Origin of the sequence: Clostridium puniceum (assembly GCF_002006345.1) — a bacterium.
Classification (GTDB): Bacteria; Bacillota; Clostridia; order Clostridiales; family Clostridiaceae; genus Clostridium; species Clostridium puniceum.
The window spans coordinates 1-23,572 of sequence record NZ_LZZM01000113.1 but is presented as its reverse complement, the minus strand read 5'-3'; the positions used below and the strand labels follow the sequence as shown (position 1 = coordinate 23,572).

The 23,572-nt window shown below is 28.2% G+C and carries 21 protein-coding genes and 2 pseudogenes; 9 read left to right on the top strand and 14 right to left on the bottom strand.

The annotated features are described in order from the left end of the window. Positions 1-183 precede the first annotated feature (183 nt). Complete coding sequence (locus CLPUN_RS08670) at positions 184-408, top strand: helix-turn-helix transcriptional regulator (protein WP_077846902.1); 225 nt, start codon at positions 184-186, stop codon at positions 406-408. Continuing rightward, entirely contained in the window at positions 386-826 is a 441-nt protein-coding gene (locus CLPUN_RS08665) for a hypothetical protein (RefSeq protein WP_077846901.1), read from the top strand. Before CLPUN_RS08670 ends, CLPUN_RS08665 begins: the two co-directional genes overlap by 23 nt. A 33-nt stretch (positions 827-859) precedes the next feature. On the opposite strand, the gene CLPUN_RS08660 is transcribed toward CLPUN_RS08665, so the two are convergent. The 6 genes from CLPUN_RS08660 to CLPUN_RS08635 all read right to left on the bottom strand — a co-directional run bounded on the left by CLPUN_RS08660 (position 860) and on the right by CLPUN_RS08635 (position 8,293). Then, on the bottom strand, positions 860-1,420 hold the full coding sequence (locus CLPUN_RS08660) for a hypothetical protein (RefSeq protein WP_077846900.1): 561 nt from the start codon (positions 1,418-1,420) through the stop codon (positions 860-862). A gap of 281 nt (positions 1,421-1,701) precedes the next feature. Next, the gene (locus tag CLPUN_RS08655; protein ID WP_077846899.1) at positions 1,702-3,951 is read right to left on the bottom strand and encodes an N-acetylmuramoyl-L-alanine amidase family protein; all 2,250 of its coding nucleotides are present in this window, start codon (positions 3,949-3,951) and stop codon (positions 1,702-1,704) included. 435 nt (positions 3,952-4,386) lie between these two features. After that, positions 4,387-5,811 carry a cadherin-like beta sandwich domain-containing protein gene (locus CLPUN_RS08650; RefSeq protein ID WP_077846898.1) on the bottom strand — a complete coding sequence of 475 codons (1,425 nt, stop codon included), beginning with the start codon at positions 5,809-5,811 and terminating at the stop codon, positions 4,387-4,389. A 233-nt stretch (positions 5,812-6,044) separates the two neighbouring features. Beyond that, the gene (locus CLPUN_RS08645) at positions 6,045-7,136 is read right to left on the bottom strand and encodes a phage replisome organizer N-terminal domain-containing protein (RefSeq protein ID WP_207652745.1); all 1,092 of its coding nucleotides are present in this window, start codon (positions 7,134-7,136) and stop codon (positions 6,045-6,047) included. A 205-nt stretch (positions 7,137-7,341) separates the two neighbouring features. Next, on the bottom strand, positions 7,342-7,923 hold the full coding sequence (locus CLPUN_RS08640; RefSeq protein ID WP_077846896.1) for a YqaJ viral recombinase family nuclease: 582 nt from the start codon (positions 7,921-7,923) through the stop codon (positions 7,342-7,344). A 106-nt stretch (positions 7,924-8,029) separates the two neighbouring features. Next, complete coding sequence (locus tag CLPUN_RS08635; RefSeq protein ID WP_077846895.1) at positions 8,030-8,293, bottom strand: helix-turn-helix domain-containing protein; 264 nt, start codon at positions 8,291-8,293, stop codon at positions 8,030-8,032. Between the two features lie 315 nt (positions 8,294-8,608). On the opposite strand from CLPUN_RS08635, the gene CLPUN_RS08630 reads away from it, so the two are divergent. The 4 genes from CLPUN_RS08630 (at position 8,609) to CLPUN_RS08615 (ending at position 10,260) form a co-directional block, all read left to right on the top strand. Continuing rightward, a complete protein-coding gene (locus CLPUN_RS08630) occupies positions 8,609-9,187 on the top strand; it encodes a sigma-70 family RNA polymerase sigma factor (protein WP_077846894.1) in 579 nt (192 codons plus the stop codon). Positions 9,188-9,339: 152 nt separating this feature from the next. Further along, positions 9,340-9,540: a YvrJ family protein gene (locus CLPUN_RS08625; protein WP_077846893.1), complete on the top strand. Its 201-nt coding sequence runs from the start codon at positions 9,340-9,342 to the stop codon at positions 9,538-9,540. A 76-nt stretch (positions 9,541-9,616) separates the two neighbouring features. Further along, entirely contained in the window at positions 9,617-9,841 is a 225-nt protein-coding gene (locus CLPUN_RS08620) for a DUF1659 domain-containing protein (protein ID WP_077846892.1), read from the top strand. 200 nt (positions 9,842-10,041) lie between these two features. Then, entirely contained in the window at positions 10,042-10,260 is a 219-nt protein-coding gene (locus CLPUN_RS08615; RefSeq protein ID WP_077846891.1) for a DUF2922 domain-containing protein, read from the top strand. A gap of 310 nt (positions 10,261-10,570) precedes the next feature. Here CLPUN_RS08615 and CLPUN_RS08610 read toward each other — a convergent pair whose 3' ends face one another. After that, positions 10,571-12,286, bottom strand: a complete 1,716-nt coding sequence (locus CLPUN_RS08610) for an N-acetylmuramoyl-L-alanine amidase family protein (protein ID WP_077846890.1) — start codon at positions 12,284-12,286, stop codon at positions 10,571-10,573. 509 nt (positions 12,287-12,795) lie between these two features. Then, positions 12,796-14,538, bottom strand: a complete 1,743-nt coding sequence (locus tag CLPUN_RS08605) for an N-acetylmuramoyl-L-alanine amidase family protein (protein WP_077846889.1) — start codon at positions 14,536-14,538, stop codon at positions 12,796-12,798. A 543-nt stretch (positions 14,539-15,081) separates the two neighbouring features. On the opposite strand from CLPUN_RS08605, the gene CLPUN_RS08600 reads away from it, so the two are divergent. Both CLPUN_RS08600 and CLPUN_RS08595 read left to right on the top strand, forming a co-directional pair. Next, positions 15,082-15,657, top strand: coding sequence for a hypothetical protein (locus tag CLPUN_RS08600; protein ID WP_077846888.1), 576 nt, complete (start codon positions 15,082-15,084; stop codon positions 15,655-15,657). Between the two features lie 66 nt (positions 15,658-15,723). Continuing rightward, positions 15,724-15,965, top strand: a pseudogene (locus CLPUN_RS08595) (transposase); the annotation flags it as partial. 227 nt (positions 15,966-16,192) lie between these two features. Here CLPUN_RS08595 and CLPUN_RS08590 read toward each other — a convergent pair. The 6 genes and pseudogenes from CLPUN_RS08590 to CLPUN_RS27590 all read right to left on the bottom strand — a co-directional run bounded on the left by CLPUN_RS08590 (position 16,193) and on the right by CLPUN_RS27590 (position 22,117). Beyond that, complete coding sequence (locus CLPUN_RS08590; protein WP_341424681.1) at positions 16,193-16,768, bottom strand: glycosyltransferase family 2 protein; 576 nt, start codon at positions 16,766-16,768, stop codon at positions 16,193-16,195. 194 nt (positions 16,769-16,962) lie between these two features. Then, positions 16,963-17,073 (bottom strand): annotated as a pseudogene (locus tag CLPUN_RS08585) (AAA family ATPase); the annotation flags it as partial. 137 nt (positions 17,074-17,210) lie between these two features. Then, positions 17,211-18,206, bottom strand: coding sequence for an Rpn family recombination-promoting nuclease/putative transposase (locus tag CLPUN_RS08580; RefSeq protein WP_077846887.1), 996 nt, complete (start codon positions 18,204-18,206; stop codon positions 17,211-17,213). Positions 18,207-18,511: 305 nt separating this feature from the next. Then, positions 18,512-19,984 (bottom strand): DUF3329 domain-containing protein, encoded by a 1,473-nt coding sequence (locus CLPUN_RS08575; RefSeq protein WP_077846886.1) that lies wholly within the window; start codon positions 19,982-19,984, stop codon positions 18,512-18,514. A gap of 313 nt (positions 19,985-20,297) precedes the next feature. Beyond that, on the bottom strand, positions 20,298-21,761 hold the full coding sequence (locus tag CLPUN_RS08570; protein WP_077846885.1) for a purple acid phosphatase family protein: 1,464 nt from the start codon (positions 21,759-21,761) through the stop codon (positions 20,298-20,300). 218 nt (positions 21,762-21,979) lie between these two features. Beyond that, positions 21,980-22,117 (bottom strand): hypothetical protein, encoded by a 138-nt coding sequence (locus CLPUN_RS27590; RefSeq protein WP_158078727.1) that lies wholly within the window; start codon positions 22,115-22,117, stop codon positions 21,980-21,982. Positions 22,118-22,256: 139 nt separating this feature from the next. Between CLPUN_RS27590 and CLPUN_RS08565 the strand changes: the two genes are divergently transcribed. After that, a complete protein-coding gene (locus CLPUN_RS08565; protein ID WP_077846884.1) occupies positions 22,257-23,282 on the top strand; it encodes a YncE family protein in 1,026 nt (341 codons plus the stop codon). Positions 23,283-23,572: the final 290 nt, after the last annotated feature.

Below are 23,572 nucleotides of genomic sequence, written 5' to 3'. Positions count from 1 at the left end.
TTTTTCATATATAGAATTAAATATTATTAGCCAATTTTGTTTTTAATAATTTTTCATTAATTTGCTGAACTATTAATAACATTTCTCATTAATCATTGACAATAACAGTATATAATGGTAATATAAAAACAAATTTCATGTGAAGTTTGTTTCACATTATCATAAAAAAGAGGTGCACTATAATTGAAGAATAGAGTAAAAGAATTAAGAACTTCAGATAATATGACACAACAGCAACTTTCTGATTTAGTTTCAGTTTCTTCAAGAACAATAATTTCACTTGAAAAAGGACAATACAATCCATCAATCATCTTGGCATATAAGATAGCTCGTGTTTTTAATACTACCATCGAAGATTTATATTGTTTAAAGGAGAATTTAGAAGATGAGAAATATAAAAATATATAACAAGAAAAAATTTTGTAGTGGTATAGTATTTTTGTTATTGTCATTAATTATTATTCCATCTACAATTATACGTTTTAACGATTTAAATACTTTAAGAATTATTAAATATATCATAGCAGATATCCTTTGCGTTTTATTTGGAATAACAGAAATATATAGAAGTTTAAGCAGCAAGTGTACAAAAGAAGATAAAAAAAACTATGATGAGAGAAAATTTTTAGTTGAGATGAAATCCAAAAGTAATGCATTTAATATTACATTTTCAATTTGTCTTATTATTACCCTTGTATGTATGATTGCATTAGCATTAACGAAGAATATTGTATTAGGTGGAATTCTTATTGGGATAGGAAGCGTTACTATAATTATGATGATTGCTGAAATAAGCAGTTGTTTTTATTATGATAAGCGAAATTAATAAAAAATAGGTGGATTATCCACCTATTTTTTATTAAATTGGTATAATCACCATTATTGCATTTGTTATTGCCCAATTTGCCCATTCTGGCATGCCCATGTCTCTAAAGCAACTGTTAAGGAATTCTTCAATACTTCCAGATATGTCTATATATTGATCCATTACTTTCATAAAACCATCTAACTTGAAGTATTTTTTAGCCGAATCTGGAATCTTATTATAAATTTTGTTCCAATTCTTAACTATCCATTTTGCAGCTGTTCTTATAGTAGCTGTAGCCGGATTTCTAAGAATTGCAACTTTGTCTATACTTATATTAGTTGTTTCTGAATCGATTCCTTTGCATAAAATACCAGCAACATAATCGAAATCGTAGCTTTTTCCGTCAATTAAAATTGTATTTTCGTCCAATATTTCAACCTGTGATGCATTTTTAAATTGAGATAAAGTGATAGTTGTACCTTTTTCTGTGTCTTTTTTATCAGAAACTACATTTACTTCGGCAGCTGATGCTGATATTGTTGGAACAATACTGCTTCCAACAATTAATAATAGTGCTAATGCAATAGTTTGTGTTAATTTTTTTCTTTTCATTCTTTAATCCCCCTTTTATAGAATAGTATAGCATTTTTTCTTTATTATGTAAAAATGATTAATTGAATATTTATATTTTAAATTAAAGATTATTTATATATGTTGCAATAATAAATCTGCATCTAAGAACTTGTAATTATAATCAGCTATAAGTAATTCATAAATAATAACAAAAATAGAAGCAGCAATTTAAGTAATCACCACTTCTATTTATTGCAATTCTACACTTTAATTCTTCAGTAAGATTAACCTACTGTTAAAAATTTCAGTGCAAACATATATTAAATATTATTTAAATTTATCCATTGACCATCAAGGAACATCATTCCTGTTTTCATCAGTCCATTTGCGTCAAAGTAATATCTCTTACCATCTATTACTTGCCAGCCTCTTACCATTTTTCCTCCCTCACCTAAATAAAACCATGTTTTACCATTATATAACCAGCCATATTTCATGCTTCCATCATCATTTAAGTAATACTTATTCTTATCATAAGTTGTCCAACCCTTTTGCATTACACCGTGATCATCCATGTAATACCATTTACCTTTATATTCTATCCAGCCTGTTGTCATTTCACCAAAGTTATTGAAGTAGTACCATTTTGCATCATAAGTAGCCCAAGCATTTGTTTTCATAGCACCGCTACCTTCAAGATAGTACCAATATCCTTTATCATAAAACCAACCTGTTTGCATTATTCCATCATTATTTAGATAATAGTATTTTTCACTTACAAATATCCATCCACTTTTACGGTATCCATTGAAATCTAAATAATACCATTGATTATCATATTTAACCCATTGATTCTTGATTTGTATACCTTCCGCATTATAGAAAGTCCATTCGTTACCAACAAGAACCCATTGATTTATTCCTTCTATTTCTCCTCTTATTATACTTAACTTATAGGTAGTAGTTGATTTACCATCCTCTGCTACAACTTGTACTACTGCAAGATTAGCACCTAACTCTAATTTTATATAATCTGATTGCTGACCACTCGCATATTCTTTTCCATTTATTTTAATCTTAGCTTTTTCATTTTGAGCTTTAAATAATATTCTGACTTTTTCAATATTTCTAGCTACTTTAACACTATATGCATAAGTCTCTGGATTAAATCTTGGAGACATAGTTCCATCTGTTACAGAAAGACTGCTTAAGTTAACATTATCCTTAGGATATTTTCGAGTTAAATTTATTGTATAAGTGTTCGTATTGCCTTTACTATCAGTAACTGTTACAGTTATTAAATTTCCACCTTCATCTAAATTAATAGCTCCAGATGTTGCACCACTTGGAATCTTAACATCATTAACTTTAATAGTTGCTGCTGCATCTTCTGCTGTTGCTCTTACAGTTATTGATGAAACAGTATTTTCAACTGCTGCAGTATATTCATAAATTTCCTTATTAAATGCTGGATTTAAAGTTCCACTGCTAAGTGTTAAAGAAGAAAGATTTGCACTCCTAAATTTTTCTGTTCTAACTACATTTATTGTATAAGTTAAACTTTCATCTTCCTTAGTTGTAACTGTAACAGAAATCTTATTTGTTCCCTCTGAAAGAGAAATTTCACTACTTTTCTTACCACTCTTTACAACATATTTCCCAATTTTAATTGTAGATGAATTATCTACAGAAGTTGGAGTGAATGCTATAGTTGTTTGAGTTGTAGGTACAGTTATAGTATAGTTTACAGTATTTCCATCAAATGCTGGACTTAAACTTCCTACAGAAGGGACTAAAGATTTTAATAAAGCCTGTCCTTTTTTGTTTATTATCAAGTTATATTCTTTAGTAGCATTATTATGGGTTATTGATATAGTTATATAATTTTCTCCACCAACTAAATCAATTTCTGAGCCAGCAGCTTTTCCATTAATTTTAACACCTTCTGTCATAATGTATGAGCCACTTATTAAATTGATTTTTGCCTTAACTATATTTATTGGTACATCGTCTGTTCTATAATATCCATCTGAATCCTTCTCATTATAGCTAATGCTTGAAGGCGTTTTTTTTCCATCAGTATCAGTATAAGTGATATCTATAGTATCAAATTGAAATAGTGATTCCATATCATATTTCATATCAATTGAATATGTATTCTTAATTGTACCATCTAAACTTTCAACCGATATTACAAAAGTAAAATTACTATATTCTTTTATTGCATATTGATATTTAGTTGTATTATTGCTACCAGTTCCTTTAGTTTGAGTTAAAGAAGATGGATAAGTAACATTTGTAACTTTATATCCTGTATTACCTTCTATAGAAAAAGATTTTGTAGCAAGATTGATTTTTTCATAAGTTAGTTTGCCACTTACCGAATCCACTATAACCTCTTTATTAGGTTCAAGATCAGATTTAAGTATTATTTGTTCGGCAAAAGTTTTATCTGACGTTTGTGTAGCCGCCTTAGCTACTTTCACATTTGCTGACTGCACTCCTCCTAACAGCATAGTAAGTAACAATAAATATGAAATTATTTTTCTTAACGCAAATTGTGTCTTCATGTCCCATACATCCTCCCAAAAATTGTTTTATTATATATAATAGCCCTATTATTTATATAGGATTTCACTTTATTAAAGTTTTATTAGATTTACACTTCATAAATTATGTAATAATAACTCTTAATAATTATAATATAAGTTCTAAATTAATTTACTATAATTAAAGCAATGTAGAGTAACTAAATATATAGTTTATTTATTGGAATATATATAATTATTTACTTTTAACAAGTATATAATAACATTATTATGAAATCTTTTCAAAGATATATTTTACTTGTAAAAACTTACTAATTACATTAATACTCCTTGATTTCAAAATATAAATCTCATAGTAATCTATTATAATATACAATAACTTCTTATATTATGAGTACTTTTTTATTAGACAAATGAAATCCATTGGGAAATTACAAAAAATTTCCCAATGGATTTTTAATTAAAATTTACTGAACCATCTTTATTAAAATTATAAATATATCCATCAATAGTTCTAGTAGTCGTTCTCATTGTTCCATCTTCATCTAAGTAGTAATATTTGTCATCCTTATATAACCATCCACATCTCATATTTCCAACATAATTTAAATAGTACCAGTTATTATTATAATAAAACCACTCTCCAGATTTCATACTTCCATCAGAATTTAGGAAATACCATCCATTATTATCTTTAATCCATCCTGTTTCCATATGTCCATCTTCACTTAAATAGTACCATTTCCTGCCATCAAGTATCCAGCCTGTCTGCATAGCTCCACTTGAATCCAAATAGTACCACTCACCTTTGCTTACTATCCATCCTGTTGACATTCCTCCATCTACTCTTAAAGAATACCATTTGCCTTCATGTTTAATCCATCCACTTTTTCTTGCACCATCTGAACCAAAAAAATACCATTCATCATCATCAAATACCCAGCCTGTTTGCATATGCCCATTTGAATTTAAATAATAAGTCTTTCCATCCTCTTCAAACCAGCCTGTTTGCATATTTCCACGGCTATTAAAATGAAAATAACTTTTATATTTATTATCATAAAACCAAGTATTCTTTAAACTTACACCAAATTCATCATTATATCGCCATCTCCCATAGATTAAAACCCACTGGTTAGGTTTAAGTACCTTCTCGATTGAATCTTCAACATTTGGTGATACTGGTATTCCTAAATATAGATTTAAAGTATAAGCTCCTACTCTTTCAGTATCTTCATCTTTAAAACTAATATTTAGATTATATTTTCCTATACCTTTTTTAAATTTTAACTTAATCGTATTATTTTCATTTAACTCTGTATCATTTACAAAAATAGAATATCTTCCTTTTCCAGGTATGATTTCAAGCTCCACTAATTCTGTGTCTTCATCTAATTCTACACTATATACACTGTTAGTTTTATTAAAGCCAATAGTTTTACCATTTATATTAATATCCTGCAAATAAACAGCCTTGTGTCCACCCCTATATACATAAACACTATAGGTAGTTGTACTTTTAGTCCTGTCATCAATAACTTCTATATCTATTGTATTTCTACCTTTTTCTAATTTTAAATTTTCCTTATAATAATCTTCTTTCGTTACTACTTGTCCATTTATTTTCACTGTGTCTAGTGGATCTTCCGGCTTAGCTTTAACAAATATCTCATCTGTATTTTCATCTAAATCTAAAATATAAGAATATCTACCTTCATAAAAATTTATATCAGCGCCTTCACTTAAATATATATCCGTTAAAGAAGGCTTATATTCTGCATACGCTTTCTTTAATGTAAAATTTAAACAATTAGGTGCTCCTGCGGAAAAAGCTGCTAAAATAAATATTCCTGCAATTATATTTCTGATATTTTTACTCATATTTCGCCCCCTTTATCCTCACGCCCAGTATTATTTCAGATTAAAACATCATTAGCAAAATCCAAACTTCCAAATTATCACTATATTATAATAATGTTATCATCTTAATACTTTACTGTAAATGTAGATTTGACACGAAAATTCTTAATTTTATATTAAATTTTCCTATAATAAAATTAAGTTTTTGTGAACTCACATTAATTTTTTAGCTAATGATTTCTAAATTAAAGTCATTATTCCCAACCTAAAAGCCTTTTTTCTAATTCCTTATAATCATAATCTCTAGGCTCAAAATTATTAAAATAAAAAAGCTTACGTCTTTTTGCTCCACCAATAAAATTGCCATTCGAACATGACTTCTCTTCTGGATAACCTTCCCTGCTCCAATTTTCTAATATCCCGTTTATATAAGTCATCCTTGGTTTATTAGCTTCAACAGCCTTATCAATAGCCAATTTTACATTTCTGACACCATGATCAGATACTGCTAGTTTAACTGCAGCCAAAGTTACACCTATGAATTTAACCTCTATAGTTTTAGTGTATGAAATTATTTCATCAGCACTCTCTAAACCTCTTTTCCTATGATTTTCAAAGACATAATCGTCCTTCATTTCTGCTTCTCTTTCCGTCCTATTTTTACTAAAGCACTCAATCTTTATTACTTCCTTTTTTCCAGTATCTATCTGACCATCAGTTGCATTGCACCTCTCACTATTCTTCTTAATCTCTATCACATTCTCATCCTTATTATTTATCTCACCCTTCTCCTCTATTTCCATCTTTATCTCTTTCTTATTCTCTATCTCATCCTTCCCCTCTATTTCTATCTTTATCGCTTTCTCATTCTCTATCTTACTCTTCTTCTCTACTTCTATCTTTATCTCATTCTTATTCTCTATCTCACTCTTCTTCTGTTCCGTTACATCAGCGTTACATTTATTTTTCTCTCTATATTTCTCAACACGCTTTCTAGTTTGTTCTCTTATTTTTTCTAGCCCCTCAATATTTTGGTGCTTTTCCCAATTTAAAATTTTTATAAAATTGCTATCATTAACTTCAATCATCCTTAAATCCACTAAAATTTTTAGAGCAGCCTCAATTTGTTCTATTGGCCTGTTGAAAATTACTGAAAGCATCTCTTTGGTGTATGGCATATTTTCAGCTAAAAATATATCTCCTTTAGAATTATTTTTCCCTGCTTGAATTATTAATCTTATCCAAATATAAAAAATAACATCTCTATTTTCCATTCCATCTATTAACTTCATTTTTTCATCATCATTAATACCTACCCATAATTTAACCCATTTAACCCTGCTCATACCTATACCTCCCATACCTTTCAATTTATAATTTATAACATACAATTAAAAATTTGTGATTTATCCCTCTTCTATTTTGAATTGTCAATTGATAATAATTAATTTTCAATCTAAATTCTATTCTCATCAATTTTTAATTATAAAATTCTAATGCATTCATTAATTTTTAATTCTCAGTTCCTCATGCACTCATTAATTTTCAATTCTACTTGGGTGGAATTTTACTTAATACATTTTTAATCCAAAAATCTTTTTCTATTTCTACTATCATATTAATTATCTTTTCATCTCTAACAACTTCCTTATATACAAATCTTTTGTTTCCAATAAGTGCTGCTATATAACACTTTTCCGCCTTAAAAACCCTCATACAATGTTGCGCTTCAAGGACATAATTAGCTGGAAGGTCTCCTCCATTCCATTCCTTAATAAGAAAGGAATTTCCTGGTTTACACATTAAAATTGCATTTTCCCCTACAACCTTTCTATCAACCTCTCCAACTATATATTCATATTCCTCATCTATTAATTGTTTATTTTCCTTTCTCACCTTTTTATTACTTCTAAGTGAAAATTCTTGAGCAATAATTTCCTTTAAAGTAGAATCCCAATAGCTGGCTTCACTATTAATTTGTAATTCCCCTTCTTTTTTTATTTTCTTATTGAAGTGCAGCTTATCAAAATACACTTCATTAATACTTTTATTTTTACTTACACCCATTATTGCTCCAATATCTAAACCGTCAATTCCGTTTTTTCTTTCCTTCACCCCATTATTTTTCGCCATTTTTATTTATCTCCTTTTAATTTTATCCAATAAATACAATAATATTTTTAAACATCCTATTAATGCCACTCACGACTAAAACATCACGAGTGGCAATTTTTATCTTTTATCTAATAAACTCTTCAACCTCTTGAGACGTTCCAAAAATAGTTTCTACATCAACTCCAAGGACTGATGCTATTATTTTTTTGTTCTTATCCCTAGGAACTACTTTTCCATGTTCCCAATCTGACCAGCATTTTTCAGTTGTAATGCTTTTTTCAGCTGCTTCTCTAATTGTTAAATTATTTTGTCGTCTTAAAAATTTTATCCTTTCATGGGATTCGTTTTCCAGAAATTTTTCATGTAGCTTTTCCAAAATATTAATCATGCTTACATTTGCCTCCTAAATTTTTATATTTTTCTACGATTATGAATATCTTCTACATTTAAATTTTACATCCTTTACCTTTATATTCCAACCAAATTTTCTCTTAAATTTTACTATTTTTAATTAATACCTTTATCTATATATGTTTTTTGTTATATTTAATAACTTTTACATATAAAAAGACATTAAACATATAGTTTGAAGCATTTTTCTATTTTTTTCTTATATTATATGTTAAATTTTTCCTGTAGCCATATATATCAAATAAAATATGGATTAAACCTATTTACTATTTAAGCATGGAGGTGTTTCTTTATGAATTTTAATGAAATTGAAGCTTTGGTTGCCAGTGCAAAAGCTGAAAACAAATTATCAAAGGAAAAATTAGCAGAAGAATTTAAACCCTTTATAATAAATCTTTCTAATAAAACTTTTATAAACGGATATGACAGACAAGATATACAAAATGAATGTTATAGAATCCTATTTAAATGTGTTTCTATTTATAATTTAGAAAAACATAGATTTGTAGCTTATGCTACTAATGGAATAAAAAACAGCATTAATGATTTGATAACAAAGAGCGTAAATAGGAGCTCTTCTGAAGGTTGTGAAGCACTAATATTATCAGATAACCTAGAGCATACACTTCCATCTACAGCAGCTGCTTTAGATGATTTGCTCTGCAACAAAGCAAATTCAGAATTATTAAAACAATCCTTTAACAATTTAACAGAGGATGAAAAAGAGTTAATAATTTTCGTTTATTTTAAAAACAATCCTTTAAAGACATATGCTTATTGGAAAAATATGTGTTATTCCACTGCTACTAAAAAGAAGAAAACTATTTTAAATAAAATGAAACAACATTTAAGCATTTCTTATGAATGTTAATTGATGAATTATTCTAAGGAAACCCATATATTTATTTTAGCTAAGAACTAATTGAATTCTTGACTAATAAATAGGAAGCTAATTAAATTCCTAACTAAATAAGCAGGACACTGATTAATTTCTCAGCTAATAAATATAAGGAGGCGATTTTTATGACCATTAATGAATTAATAGGACTTATAGGAAATGTTGGTTTTCCTGTGGCTGTCAGTGCATATTTACTGATTCGTTTAGAAAAACAAATAGATTCTTTATCTAGCTCTATTAACAAACTCAATAACATAATATCAGCAAAAATCGGTATGGTTATTGATAACACCAGTGAAAACATGGATTCTAAAAAAATTTCATAAAAATTTTAATTTTCCATGTTAATTTTCTAAAATACCCATATATACTTTATGACTCAAACGAAAGGAGGTGAAAAATATGGCTATTAATAACGTTGTAACTGATACTTCACTTAATATTGAAGTTCAAAAAGGAATCGACAAAAGCGGTGATCCAATCTACTCAAAAAAAACCTTCTCAAACTTAAGAAATGATGTAGATTCACAAAGTGCTTACGATGTAGCAGATGCTATTAAAGGTGTTTTAGAAGCAAATTCTAGAAATGTATCTTTAACTGTAGCTTCTGACTTAATCAAAGCTTAAACCATTTAATCCTTGCACTGAAGGTTAATTCATAACACCATGTATGGTTATGATTGACTTTAGGTGCAAAATAACACTTGCAATGAATAGTACTCCATAGACAAGCTGCTTTCAATTACCCATAGAAAACTGCTTTCAAACTTCTCTACCTCCCCTGACTATTCACTGCTCATTATAAAATTGAAAGGAGGTGAAGCTTAATGGAATATGTATTAACAATGGTTTTTGTAACTGCAAAAGGTGTTAAATCTACACTCAGCATAACTGGTGTTAAGTCTACATTAACTCAAGCTGAAGCTAATACTCTAATGGACACTATTATTACTAAAAACATTTTTCTTACAACAACAGGAGCTTTAGTTTCAAAGAGTGAAGCTAAATTAACTGAAAGAAAGATCACTAAATTTGATGTGGCTTAGAGTGAATAATAAAAAGATGAGACAATGATTGTATTGCCTCATCTTTTTTTAATTTTAGGATTTAAAAACTATTTGACCCTTAATCTTTATTTCTCTCTATTCCCGCTTTAATATTTAGTTAAATATTAAAGCGAGCTTTTATCTTTAGTTTTGTAGTGTGAGCCAAGAAAGAGCAAACAAACTTGACTCATACTTCATTACTTTAAGTTTTTAGTAAAACATTTTAAGCTTATTTTATTATCGATGTAGATTCTGTTTATCTACTTACCCATAGGATAAGTCATTCACACCAAATCAAAGATTTGGAATCCTACTTTGCCCAAGCTCCTGATGCACCTAATCTGTATCCATCAACAACTGTGTTAGCAAGCATAGCTCCTGATCCATTTAAGTAGTACCAAGTTCCATTATCATTTAACCAACCAGTTTTCATTGCTCCTGATCCTGATAAGTAGTACCAAGTTCCGTTATCATTTAACCAACCAGTTTTCATTGCTCCTGATCCTGCTAAATAGTACCAAGTTCCGTTATCATTTAACCAACCAGTTTTCATCGCTCCTGATCCTGATAAGTAGTACCAAGTTCCATTATCATTGTACCAACCAGTAGCCATGATTCCATCAGCTTTGATCATGTACCAAACTCCACCATCATTAACCCATTGTCCTTTTATTTGGCTTCCACTAGCATTGTAGAATGTCCATCCTGCTGCTGTTTGAACCCATCCTTTATTTTCTACTGGAGTTTCTGGAATTGTAGTATCATCCTTGTCCACTACTGCGTAAACATCTTCTCCTTCTTCCCAAGCTATTAAACTATCTGCATCATATACTTCTAAAGTATCCATTGCTCTATCACAGTCGTAAACAGCTTTGAATTCTGTTCCATCAAATTTAAGGATTTTTCCTTTATTTAATGCCCAAGTGTTACCATCAACATCTATTGATACAGCATTTTCTCCCATAATATCTTGATCTTCATTAACGTCTTGTTCTACTAAATAAGCATCTAATTTAGTACTTGCATCTTTTAATGTAACTTTGTCCTTCTTTAATTTTAATGTAGTTACGCTAACGCTTGTACTATCTGAATTCTTCTTAGTAACATAGATAACTCCATTTATTACTCTGAAATCAGCATTAGTAATGTCACCTAAAGTTGTAGCTGCATCATCTGCATCATCTGAATCAAAAGCAGATGTTATTTCATATGAAGCTACAGTGTTTGGAAGATAAGCATCATCTTCTTCTGTTCCTTGAGCTTTAGAAATCTTTTGAAGATAAGTTGCTGATGAAGTTGTAGTAGCGTTTGTAACATTAACGTCTACTATTCTATAGATATACTCACTATCTTGAGCAATTGTTTTAGCATCAACTAAGTCTACAGTAATATTAAAGTCTTTGTTTGTTTTACCAAATTCTTCAACTTTAACCATTCTAGTTCCGTTAGATACATATATATTTGCTGTAACATCAGTATCAATATACTTTCCAGCTTCATTTACATATCCACTATGAGTTGATGATGCTCCTGTAGTTACATATGAGTACCAAACTTCTCCAAAACTTCCTTTTGAGATTTGATCTAAAGTAATATCATTTGTTGAATTAACTTTACCATATCTATCAGTTTTGCTTAAAGTTGATTTTAATTTAGATTTTGTAGTATCTATTCTGTCTTCTGTAGTTTCATCTTCTAAAACTTTTCCAGTTGATAAATCAACTAAATATTCGTCTGAAGAATCTTCAATTTTAGCATACTTTGTCCCATATTTAGACATATCTGTTGAATCTATGTCTTCTAATAACTTATCACTAGTTCCATTGTTGTAATAGACACCAGTTTCATCAGTATCAGCTTTATATCCATTAAAGATATATCCGCCATCGAAAGCTATTGCTTGTTCAATAGTTCCGTCTTTAGTTTCTAATAATGTTGCTGCATTAGCACTAGTTGCAGGAACTAATGAAATAACTGCTGCTGCTGCTAATAACAAAGATGTAGCTTTGCTTACTCTTTTTATCATTTGTATATTCCTCCTAAAGTTTTATCTTTTGTTTTTTTCTGCTATAAGTGTTTTTCATTCTTCTTACAAGAATTATTATACCAAGTCAGTTCGATATTGTCTACGTCTTTTTATCATAATTTGTATTTTTTTGTCGCTTTTTCTTGTATTTTTTGAATAAAAATGTTGTTATTTAGTGAATGTTATTCTTATATTGTAAATTTTAGTATCACCTTTCCAATCTATAGTAATAAAAAAGAAATGCGGTTATTATTCCCTCTCTACTTTCAGTAGAATTTTTTTCAAAACTTCTTTTTTCTAATTTAATAAAGGCGTTGTCCTAAGGATAATTTAATAAGATTCTGATTCTTCAAAATCCTATACTCTATCTTGCACAAGGAATAAAAATTCTCTAATTCCTTATACAATAAAAAGAGGTACTGCAAAACTACACTTAAAATAGTCTTTGCAATACCTCAATTATCTATAATTTAATTATCTTATAGATTCCTAGAGTCTTCTTCTCTTAATTATTTAATCCATGCCCCACTTGGTCCTAATTTGTAACCACCAACTATTGTATTTGAAAGCATTGCTCCGCTTTCATTGCAGTAATACCAAGTTCCATTGTCATTAATCCAGCCTGTCTTCATAATTCCAGAATCATCTAAGAAATACCAAGTTCCATTACTGTTAATCCATCCAGTCCTCATAGCTCCAGAACCATCTAGGAAATACCATTTCCCATCAAGTTGTTTCCAACCTATAACCATAATTCCATCAGTTTCTAAGTAATACTTGGCTCCATTATTATTTAACCAGCCTTTATACTTTGTTCCGTCTGCATTATTATAGCTCCATCTGCCATTTGAATCTTTTACCCATCCAGCCGTTACGGTTGTATTGTTTTGATTAGGATCTACCACTGGCTCTTCTGTTTTTGTTTTGTTACCAACTATTGAATAAATCTCATCTTCTGAATTCCAAATAACTAAATTAGCTTTGTCATAAACTGATAAATTTTTATATTCTTTATCTAAGTCATAGATTTTTTCAAAATCTTCGTTATTATCAAATTTATAAATATTGTCGTCTGATAATGCCCATAAGTTACCCTCTGCATCAATATCAACTGAATTTTCTTCATCTTGAAGTACTACATGGTCATTATCGCCCTTTTCAACATAGTAAACCGAACCCTTAGATTTTAAATTAACTAATTCGGCTTCAATTTCACTTCCACTAATTTTATAATTTATAATTTTGCCATCAACTACTGTGAAAGCTGTTTCTTCATCATTTAGCAAGTCTACTTTTTTACCATCTTTATCTGAAAGTGCATAAGTAGATGTACTTTTAGCAGCCTTAATTCCATCAACTTTTTTAGAAGCTTGCTCTTTTGAGATGACTTGAAGTGCATCAAAGTCTACAGTTGTTTTATCAGAATTTACAACAAAACTTGTAGCTTTTGTTTCAGCTTCTACTCCATTAACTTCTTTTATAGTTACTCCACTTTTAGTAGATTTAATAGTAATTTTAGCCAATCTATAAATATTATTAGAGTCTTGTCCTATAACTTTAGAATCAGTAACACTTGCTCTTACACCTTCATCATCATCACTTGTGTTTGTAACACTTGCTGTCTTACCATTGCTTAATTTAACTTTAATTTTTCCTATATTATAATCAGCATCAATATACTTACCATTTTTATCTGTGTAAACTACAAATTTATCTACTCCATCATTTATCGCATCATCAACTTTTTTTGCCTTATATTCAGCATAATACCAATCTTCACCAAACTTATGATTTTGAAGTTTTACTACATCCTTAATGTCTTTTACATCATCCTCATTATATCTTCCATCGTTATCAGCTTTTACTTTACTTCTTAGGTTTACTGAAACCTCATCTAATTCTTTTTCTTCTACTTTATCATCAGTTACCTTACCTGTTGATAAGTCTACATAATAATCTCCATCTTCAACTTCAACATATTTTGATCCATATATTTCAGCCTTATCTTCAGCATCTATATTTTTTAATTTAGAATAATTTCCATCACTTAAATAATAAGCTTCATTATCTTTTCCTTTAGGTTCCCCACCTATGTAGAATTTACCATCCTTATAAGCTATGGCATTATAAAATTCTCCATCTTGGGACTTTAATTTTTCTAAACTTGCAGCACTTACACCAGTTGGTGCTATTGATATTACTGCAGCAACAGCTACTAATAAAGCTGTTATTTTGTTTGCTCTCTTAAACATATCTTTTCCCCCTAAATTTTCGTATAAATAACTACCCTTATATTATAGCACATTTTGACAATTTCAATTATTATAATATACTTAATTTTTGCTATTATAGCTAAAATTAACCCATATACTATATTACTTGTTTAAAAACTATCTTTTAAATCAATTTCCTCTGATCCAAATAATAAAATATTTTGAGTTTTATTTGAATATTCTTTTACTGAATTAGTAAATCCACTTTTGGAGAAACAACTATAATAAATTGACAATTTGCATTATTAATTAATTATATATTTCTTACAATAATATTACGTAAACAATTACTTAACATTATTCGTGTTAAAATATATATTGTAATTAATAATATACAGTTTGCAATCGATGAAAATTTCTTTTGATTTTTTTAATAAAATATTTATTAGATACTTTATTAAAAGTAAAATTCAAAAGAAAAAATTAATTTTCACAATGTAATTGTCGCTGTTAATTTTAAATTACTAATTGAAATATTTGGTAAATACCAAATTACTGAAGTGCAAATTGGAGGAATAAAGTATGAAAAAGAAAATTATTAGCTTATTATTAGTCGCAGCAATTAGTTCAACTGCATTAATTTCTTGCGGAAATGCAAAAACTAATGAAACTTCAAAGGATCAAAAACCTGAAACTGAACAAACTTCACCATCAGAAAACGATTCTAATAATAATGATTCTAGTAATAAAGATTCTAATATATCAGGTGAAAATAATAAACCAACTGTAGAAGTTAATAAAATTGCAACCATATCTGATTTTAAAGATAAAGATAAAACTGCTGTTGAAAAAATTTTAGGTAAGGCAGTTAGTGAAGATGATACTAAGTCTGTCTATGAAAAAGAAAATTATACTTTTGAAGTTACTTATTCTGATTCAAAATCTAAAACCTTAAAAATAATTCCTAAAATAGAAATGAAATTTCCAGCTGACGCTTTTAATATACTTAAATTAGTAGGTATTGATGCAGGTCAATCAGATAAACTAACTCCTGCTGGCATCGAATGGAATGATAAATTTGATGTTTTAAAAGTAACTGTAGCTTCTAACAACGAACCTGATGGAAAAATTAAATTTGCTGAAATATTGTTTAATTAACAAATTTATAATGTACAGGGACAGTAGATAGTTTTGTGTAAAAACAAAACTATCTACTGTCCCGATAAATATTCTATTGTAATAAATTCGTGGTATAACAATTTGAACCAGTTATCAACATTTTTAGTTTCTCACCTAAAATACGAAAAATGATTTATACCACTAATACGCTAGAAGGATTTAATAGGCAAACCCGTAAATATACTAAGGTAAGAACTATATTCCCAGCAGATCAATCTTTAATCAAATGTGTATATTTAGCGACTATGGAAATTATAGAAAAATGGACTCAACCGACACCAAATTGAGGTAGAACTTTAGCAGAATTATCAATAATATTCGCTGAACAATTAAATGATGAACTAGATTAACAGCTTGTACTTTTTTGTAAAATCTATGTATAATATTTGATTTATTACTAATACTATAAGTAAATGTAAAACATATTTTTAGTATTTACTAAAAATAAAAAAATATTACCAGAAAACAAAATTTCCAGTAATATTTTAATGATAAATTTATTAATAACACAAAACTATCTAGAGTCCCTAAATGACCACTTACTTTCTCCTGCTGCCCTTTCTACATTTTCATAAGATAACCATTTAGTTTTAAAGCCAACCCATCCAAATATACCTTTTGAAAATCTATTACTTTCCTTTATTTCTAAAATAGCATTAACCATTGTTCCATTCATAAGCCTAAAATCTCTAGCTCCATCTACTATATCAACCTTAGATATTTTATTTATTAACTTATAAAAACATCTTGCAAAAAACGATCTAATTGGTGGTTCACCTTTTCTGTCTCTTCTCCTGGTTGCGATGCAGTCATATTTTTCACTAATCATGGTTTTATACATCTCTATTAACAATTCTGGAGGGTCTTGCAAGTCAGCATCCATAACTGCTACATAATCTCCTGTTGAATATTCAAGTCCTGCATATAAAGCTGATTCTTTTCCAAAATTCCTGCTTAATGATATATATTTTATTCTATTATCATTATTTGCATAGCCTATTAAAATTTCTAACGTTTTATCATTAGAACCATCATCTATAAAAATCAACTCAAACTTTACTCTATCCATTGTTTGAGTCACTTTATTTATGGCTTCATAAAAAAGTGGTAATTATTTTTCTTCGTAATAACATGGTACTACCACTGATATTGTGTTCATTCATGCTCTACTATTATATACATCTAATATTAAATCAAAGTAATTACCTGCTTTCAAAATCTAAAACTTAACTTGTCCATACTCTTAAATAAAAGCAAAGTAAAATATCAATTCTATTATTCCAATTTATATTCAAAGAAATATCTAAGCATGCTTAAATCTAAAGTCTTACCGAAGCTCCTTGGTCTTGACGTTAATATTATATCAGCCCCATTTGCTACAAATAATCTAATGAGTCAGCATATATATCAATATTCTTCTTTTTATTATATATCATGGCCAATTTAATTAAAACAAAAACAGATAAGATATTATTTAATTCAATCTTACCTGTTATCTTTTTCTAATGTCTCTATCATCAAATGGTGCTATTTCATTCTAATATTTTATTAACTTTACTTTCTTGTATATTACACTCTTTAGCAATCTCGCTTTTTGTATATCCTGCATTTGAAAGTTTGAATACCTTTTTAGTTAATTCAATGCCTTTTTCTTCCCCTATTTCTTCCCCTTCTTCTCTACCCTTTTCTCTGCCTTCTTCTCTACCTTCTTTTCTTGCCTTTTCTTTCCATTCATCAAGTATAAAAGCATTTCTTGCAACCATAAGTTCAACCTCCCTTTTCTCAGCTTCTAATATCTTTATAGCTGATTCAGCTAAAGAATCAACTACAGTGTTTTTAATCCAGTTCTTAATTGCTTTTATTTCTGTATCGCTAAGTGAGTTAAAATATAAAGCTATAACTTTAATTCTCTCTAGAAACTCTAATGCATCCATCTTTTGATCTAATAAAAATATTGCTGCTGTGACATTTTTTATATCTATAAGTTTATTTTTTTTAAATTTTTCATCATTACTTATATCAAATACATCATATGAAAAATTTAATATATTATTACTAAAAAGTTCTTCATTATAAATCATTTTTCTAAATTCTCTTGGTACATCCCAAATCTCTTCACCATTATACAAAACAATAGGTATTACAGCTGGAATTTTTATATTCTTATCATACTTTTTATGCTTTGCATTTACTGCATGCTCACGAAGTATTTCGCACATATAAAATAATAGCCTTAGTGGCATTCTATAATCCACACTTGATTGAAATTCCATCAAAATGTAAAAGAATACCTCGTTATTATTTATATTTGCTTTATAAACAATATCTGCTTCTGTCTCTTCATAATCAGATGTAATATATGATTTATTAATTAAAGTTAAATCTTCTGATTTTAAATGTTCAACCCATGAAGCATTGCTAAGTGTTTTAAATAAATCTATGGCAATTTCTTTTTTAGAGTATAAATCCTTATAGCTTTTATCATGTATATGATGCATATGCTTTTTATATTTTTCTTTATCATCCATTAAATTTTTACTTCCTCATTATAATAAAAAAATAGCTACTACTGCACTATTTCTTTATGTATTTATCTTTAGTTTAATTCTTAACATTATTATAATTGATTATTCAATGCAATTCAAGGTACGATTCTTTATTAAAATAACCTAGCTTGGTATTAGTACATTTGACAGTGGACAATTTAAAATTATGGTTGAACCTCAAGCTTTCTTCTAAATTTATTTTTGAAAATCCCATAGGCTTTTCTTCCCTAATTGTTCCTTGTCAATCTTTAATTGTTAATTTATTTTAATCAGTTTTCATAATTAATTTAATTATTTAAATACTGCTTTTCCTTTGCTGGAATTCCTGTAATTGAATTAATGCCATAATAATTACATACTGCTTTATTAGCATAATGATTTGGATCTGTTGTAATATCACTTAAGCCATGCATTGCATCATGACCAGCTAATAGCGGATATTTATGTGATATTATAGGCACAGAAACGTCTAAATTTCCTTTAGCTTTTTCATTTAATATATATTGCTTACGCTGATTAGTTTGAACCATTATTTCATAAGTAGAAATAGTAGTATCAAGGTACATAACTATGAAATTACATGAAGCAAATATGATTACAGCTAACACCAATCTTCTAAGCATTAAAATTGTATTTTTATCAACATTTACAGCTTTAAAATCAAATTTATCATAAAGTATTCCAATTGATATTATAAGGAACACTACAACGCTAAACCAAGTTCGCTCAGGTGAGATTGGCGATGCAATCATGCAGTAAGCAGCTCCTAAGGAAGCTATAATAAATATAGCAGCTTGATATATAGAATTATTCTTCTTTAAATCAAAATATCTTTTTCCTATGAAAAATACAATAGATAAAATTATAAAAATTACAAATAAATAAGCTACCCAAAAATAAGTTATCATAAAAATTCTAAAAATAATCGATGTATTTACAGCTGATTGTTCAACTGCTTTTCTAACAAAATTTCCTGGTGCTCCAATAAGTAATGCATATCCGATTAAACTACCAATATATCCACTGATTATGTATGTTGATATCTTAATGTTATTAAAATAATAATATACAAGATATAACGTCAATATAACCAACATCCCAGCACTACCATTCTCACTAGACCAGCCTGCTAAAATTCCAACTATACAGATTATGAAAGTATTAATTAAATTATTTTTTATTACCTCTTGGTTAATTGAGTATTTTCTAAAAATTAATATGATTATTAAAATTGGAGTAATCGCCCATAAATAATTACACGCTCCAGAAATCCAAAACATAACTTGCCCATAATCTTGAACAAAAAACCAAAGCAAAAGATTAATTCCAATATATAAAGAAACCTTTATCTTTTTAGTTTCAATGCATATATGATATATGAGTAAGGTATTAATTATATAAATAATAGTATTAAAGATATTAAAAATTGGTTTTCCAGCTAAAGTGAATAATTGATTATAAAATTCACCACCAATTCTTCCTCGCCAATTAAAATAGAAGTTATACATAGATAATAAAATATCCTTCAGATTTTCAATACGCGTTCCAGTTCCACTAATATATCCCCAGGCATAATCATCTGCAATTAGTGGAGTTAAGCAATTTAAAATATACATAGCTGCTGCAAAAAATATAATTGTAGCAATAAATAGAGTCTTTCTGATTGAGAATTTGATAAAATAGTTATTTTCTATTTTATTATATTTTGAATAGAGTTTTTCTTGTGCATTGGTAAAAAAGTTAGTAATGGTCATTTTCATAATTATATTTTCTTATGCTGTCTGTAATAATTTCAATATACCTTCTCCAAATTTCCCCATGCAGCTTTCAGTTTTTATCCTTCCTCTAGATAACTTTTTATATTTTCTTTTAGCTTCTTGGCCCAATACTTTTATCCATATGTCCTAAAACTTTATATAGATCTGATTTATAAAAGCTTCCGTTCTTAACTAAATAATTTTTTACTTAGTTCTACTTATAGTCTACTACTTTATAATAATGACACATTTCACTACATATGGCATTGAAATATAAAAACTTAATTTATATTATTAACTCAAAGAGTTAATATTCCTACTTAGTTTTTGTAATAGTAAATGTATCATCTATTTTCTCCCCTGTATCTGCTCGATACGTATTTATTGTAAAGGTTATATCATTAACATCAATAATAGAATATGTAGGTACATTTCCCTGATATCTAAATGCTACGTATACTTGCTTTTTAGTTGCTAGACCATAAAATTTGCTACCTGATGAAGAATCTGCAGTCATATATAATATTCCACTAGGATTAACTACATTATTTAAAGTACCTGATGTATTTTCTATAGCCTTGTTATCTTCAATACCAGCTAAATAATCGTTATATTTTGAATCAATTGGAGTCTTACCATTTATATAATTTAAAAATTGATCTTCTGTAATTAAATTAGATATATTTTTAGTACCACCTTTTAGCATTAATGACCTTGTATATACATGGTCATGTCCTGTTAACACAACATCTATATTATTATCTTCAAGAATTGGAACTAAGTTATACCTTAAATCGACTACATCTGGCTCATTAGAATGTTCACCTGAACCATATATGTCTTGGTGAAGCGTTACTACCCGCCATTTTGAATACCTATTTTCATTTATTGCTTTTTCGATTAATTGCTTATGCTCAGAAATATTTCTGTTATTAGTATTCAATGTAATAAACAAAGTATTTCCATAAGAATAATAGTAATCTCCGCCTGCCGCTGTTTCCCCTAAATTTGAAGCATTAGGATTATTGAAATGGAATGAATAATTTCTACTTAGTGCATCATGATTACCAATAGTTGTGGCAACTGGCAATGACCTCAATGCTGTTGGACTTAGATATCCTGTATATTCAATTTCATCTTTTTCCTCACCTGATTGAACCTGATCCCCTGCTGAGATCATAAAACTTACATTTTGATTTGCTTTTAATGCAGCGTCTATTGTATTGTTCCAATTAAAACTCTCACTTTCTACAGCCCTTTCTTGAACTAGTTCTTTTGGTGTTTCTGGTGGCATACTACCAATCGAAGCACCAATTTGTGGATCTCCTACGTATAGTATAGTAAACGCCTTAGTACTTCTACTTGTATAAGGAATAGCTTCACTCCATTTTCCATATATTTGATAGCTATAATAATAATTTGTTTGTTCATCTAAATTTGTGACAGTAGCTTTGTTTGAAATATATCCATTCGTTGCGCTTTCATGTGTTACACTAATTTCTCTTGCATCACTCAAATCATTTTTCTTACCAAATTTTAAACTTGGCTTAGCATCTCTGCCTTTTGAGTACCATGCAAAATTCAACTGAGTTTCATCTCTTCCAGGTGCTAATGACATTTCTGTATGACTATTTTTAACTATTTGCCAATAATTATCCCACTTTTCCCATGATTCACTTGAACTTAGAGTTGTTTTATTTGCTTCAGCAACTACGCAAATATTCGTTGACAGTATAATTATAGATAAAAGTATAATCATAATTTTTTTATTACATTTCATGCTTTCCACCCCTCTTCTTTAATACCAACTGATATTTCTATTATTAGTTATATCTTATAATTTGGTATAATTTCATATAATATATTTAAAATTGAATAAACTTTTATTGGTATATTTACCTTTAAATCTGGCATTAACTTGAACCATTTACATATTTACGATATAATATACATTAATTCTAATTAATAAAATTCATTGTTTATTAAAGCAGATTTGCATCACTTGAGTGGTTGACTTTTATCATTTTTAATATTTGAATTTAATTCAGAAAATGCAGTCTTAAGAACTTCATAATTATCATTTTTGCTTTGAATTTTTAATGATATTATCATATTTAAATCATCTAATTGTATCATAAATGAACGTCTTATTTTTTACAAATTTTATTTATTCAATAACTTATTAATATATATATTAAACTTAAGATATTCAAGACGAACATATATAAAAAAGACTTACAAACACAAATTAATTAATACAAGGGGAAATAATAATATGTTTAAATTTATTAAGAAAAAGAGAACTTTATTAATATTAATTATTCTTTTTTTATGCATTTTTACAATTTCTTTTTATAACAAGCAAAATAATATTCAAAGTGTCTCAGCTGAAATTGATAATAATGACTCTGAATGGAAAACTGATTTATACACACCTACAATGATACAAAAAATTAATGATACATATTTTATAGTTGATTGTTGGCATCATCGTATTATATATAATAATAACTTGACCGATAATATCACTAAATGGAATACATTAACTGATGAAATAAAAGGTGGACATACAATTGCGAGTGATGGGCAAGTATATTTAACTGATGATACTGATAATAGTTTAATCAGAGTATTTGTTAAAAATGGAACTACCTTTAATCAAATTCAAGCCCTTGAAAACATCGATGCAAGGCCTCATTATATATTATATGATGAAACTACTAAATACTTTTACTGCATAAGTTCCGGAAGTGGAAAAATGTGGACCTTAAAAAATGAGAATGGTGTTGTAAAAATAGTTAATACTTTTGTTATTAATGAAATCACGAATTCTTATGTCCGTTCTTTTAATATAATTGATGGCTATATGTATTTATCATCTGGTCCCGGCTATATTTATAAAGTAAAATACGATGATTTAAGTTATAAAGTAATTGATAAATATCAAGTCCCCCCAGATATGATTGGAATGAATTATATAACAAAAATTGCTGATTATTTTTATATAAGTTCATATACAAACAGTAAAGGAGAGATTGCTCCAAAATTTGTACGAATTAAAGATTTAAAGGATTTGGAATCTAATAAGTATGAAAATCTATATGATAAATTTGATTTTAAGGGTACACCTTACTATATATCTAGTTTTGATAATAAATATTTCATAGCAGAAATAGACGCTTCAAGTGGCATCAAAAGTTTCGAAGTTAATAATAATGAAATAAGTAATATACAAACCTTGTATTACTTTGAAGGGCACAGCAACTCCTCAGAAGAAAGAAAGCAGTCTAAATATAAGTAATCATTTGCAAGCAAGATCCAAAAAAGTTTATTCTTCTAAAGTGATATCTATAGACTAGAACTTAAAAAAAGTGCTTAGTCTATAGATATTTTTTATATAATGAAATAACAATGGCGGATAAAAATGTGTAAACTCTTATTTACTGTAAATGTCAACATCAAAATGGTTCTTTCCATAGTTAGTTGAACTTCTATTTAATCTGATATATTATTATAGAGATTTATTATTTTGAAAGTAGGATTTTTAATGGATAACTTTATTAAACTTTTAGATAAAAACCTTAATTTTAT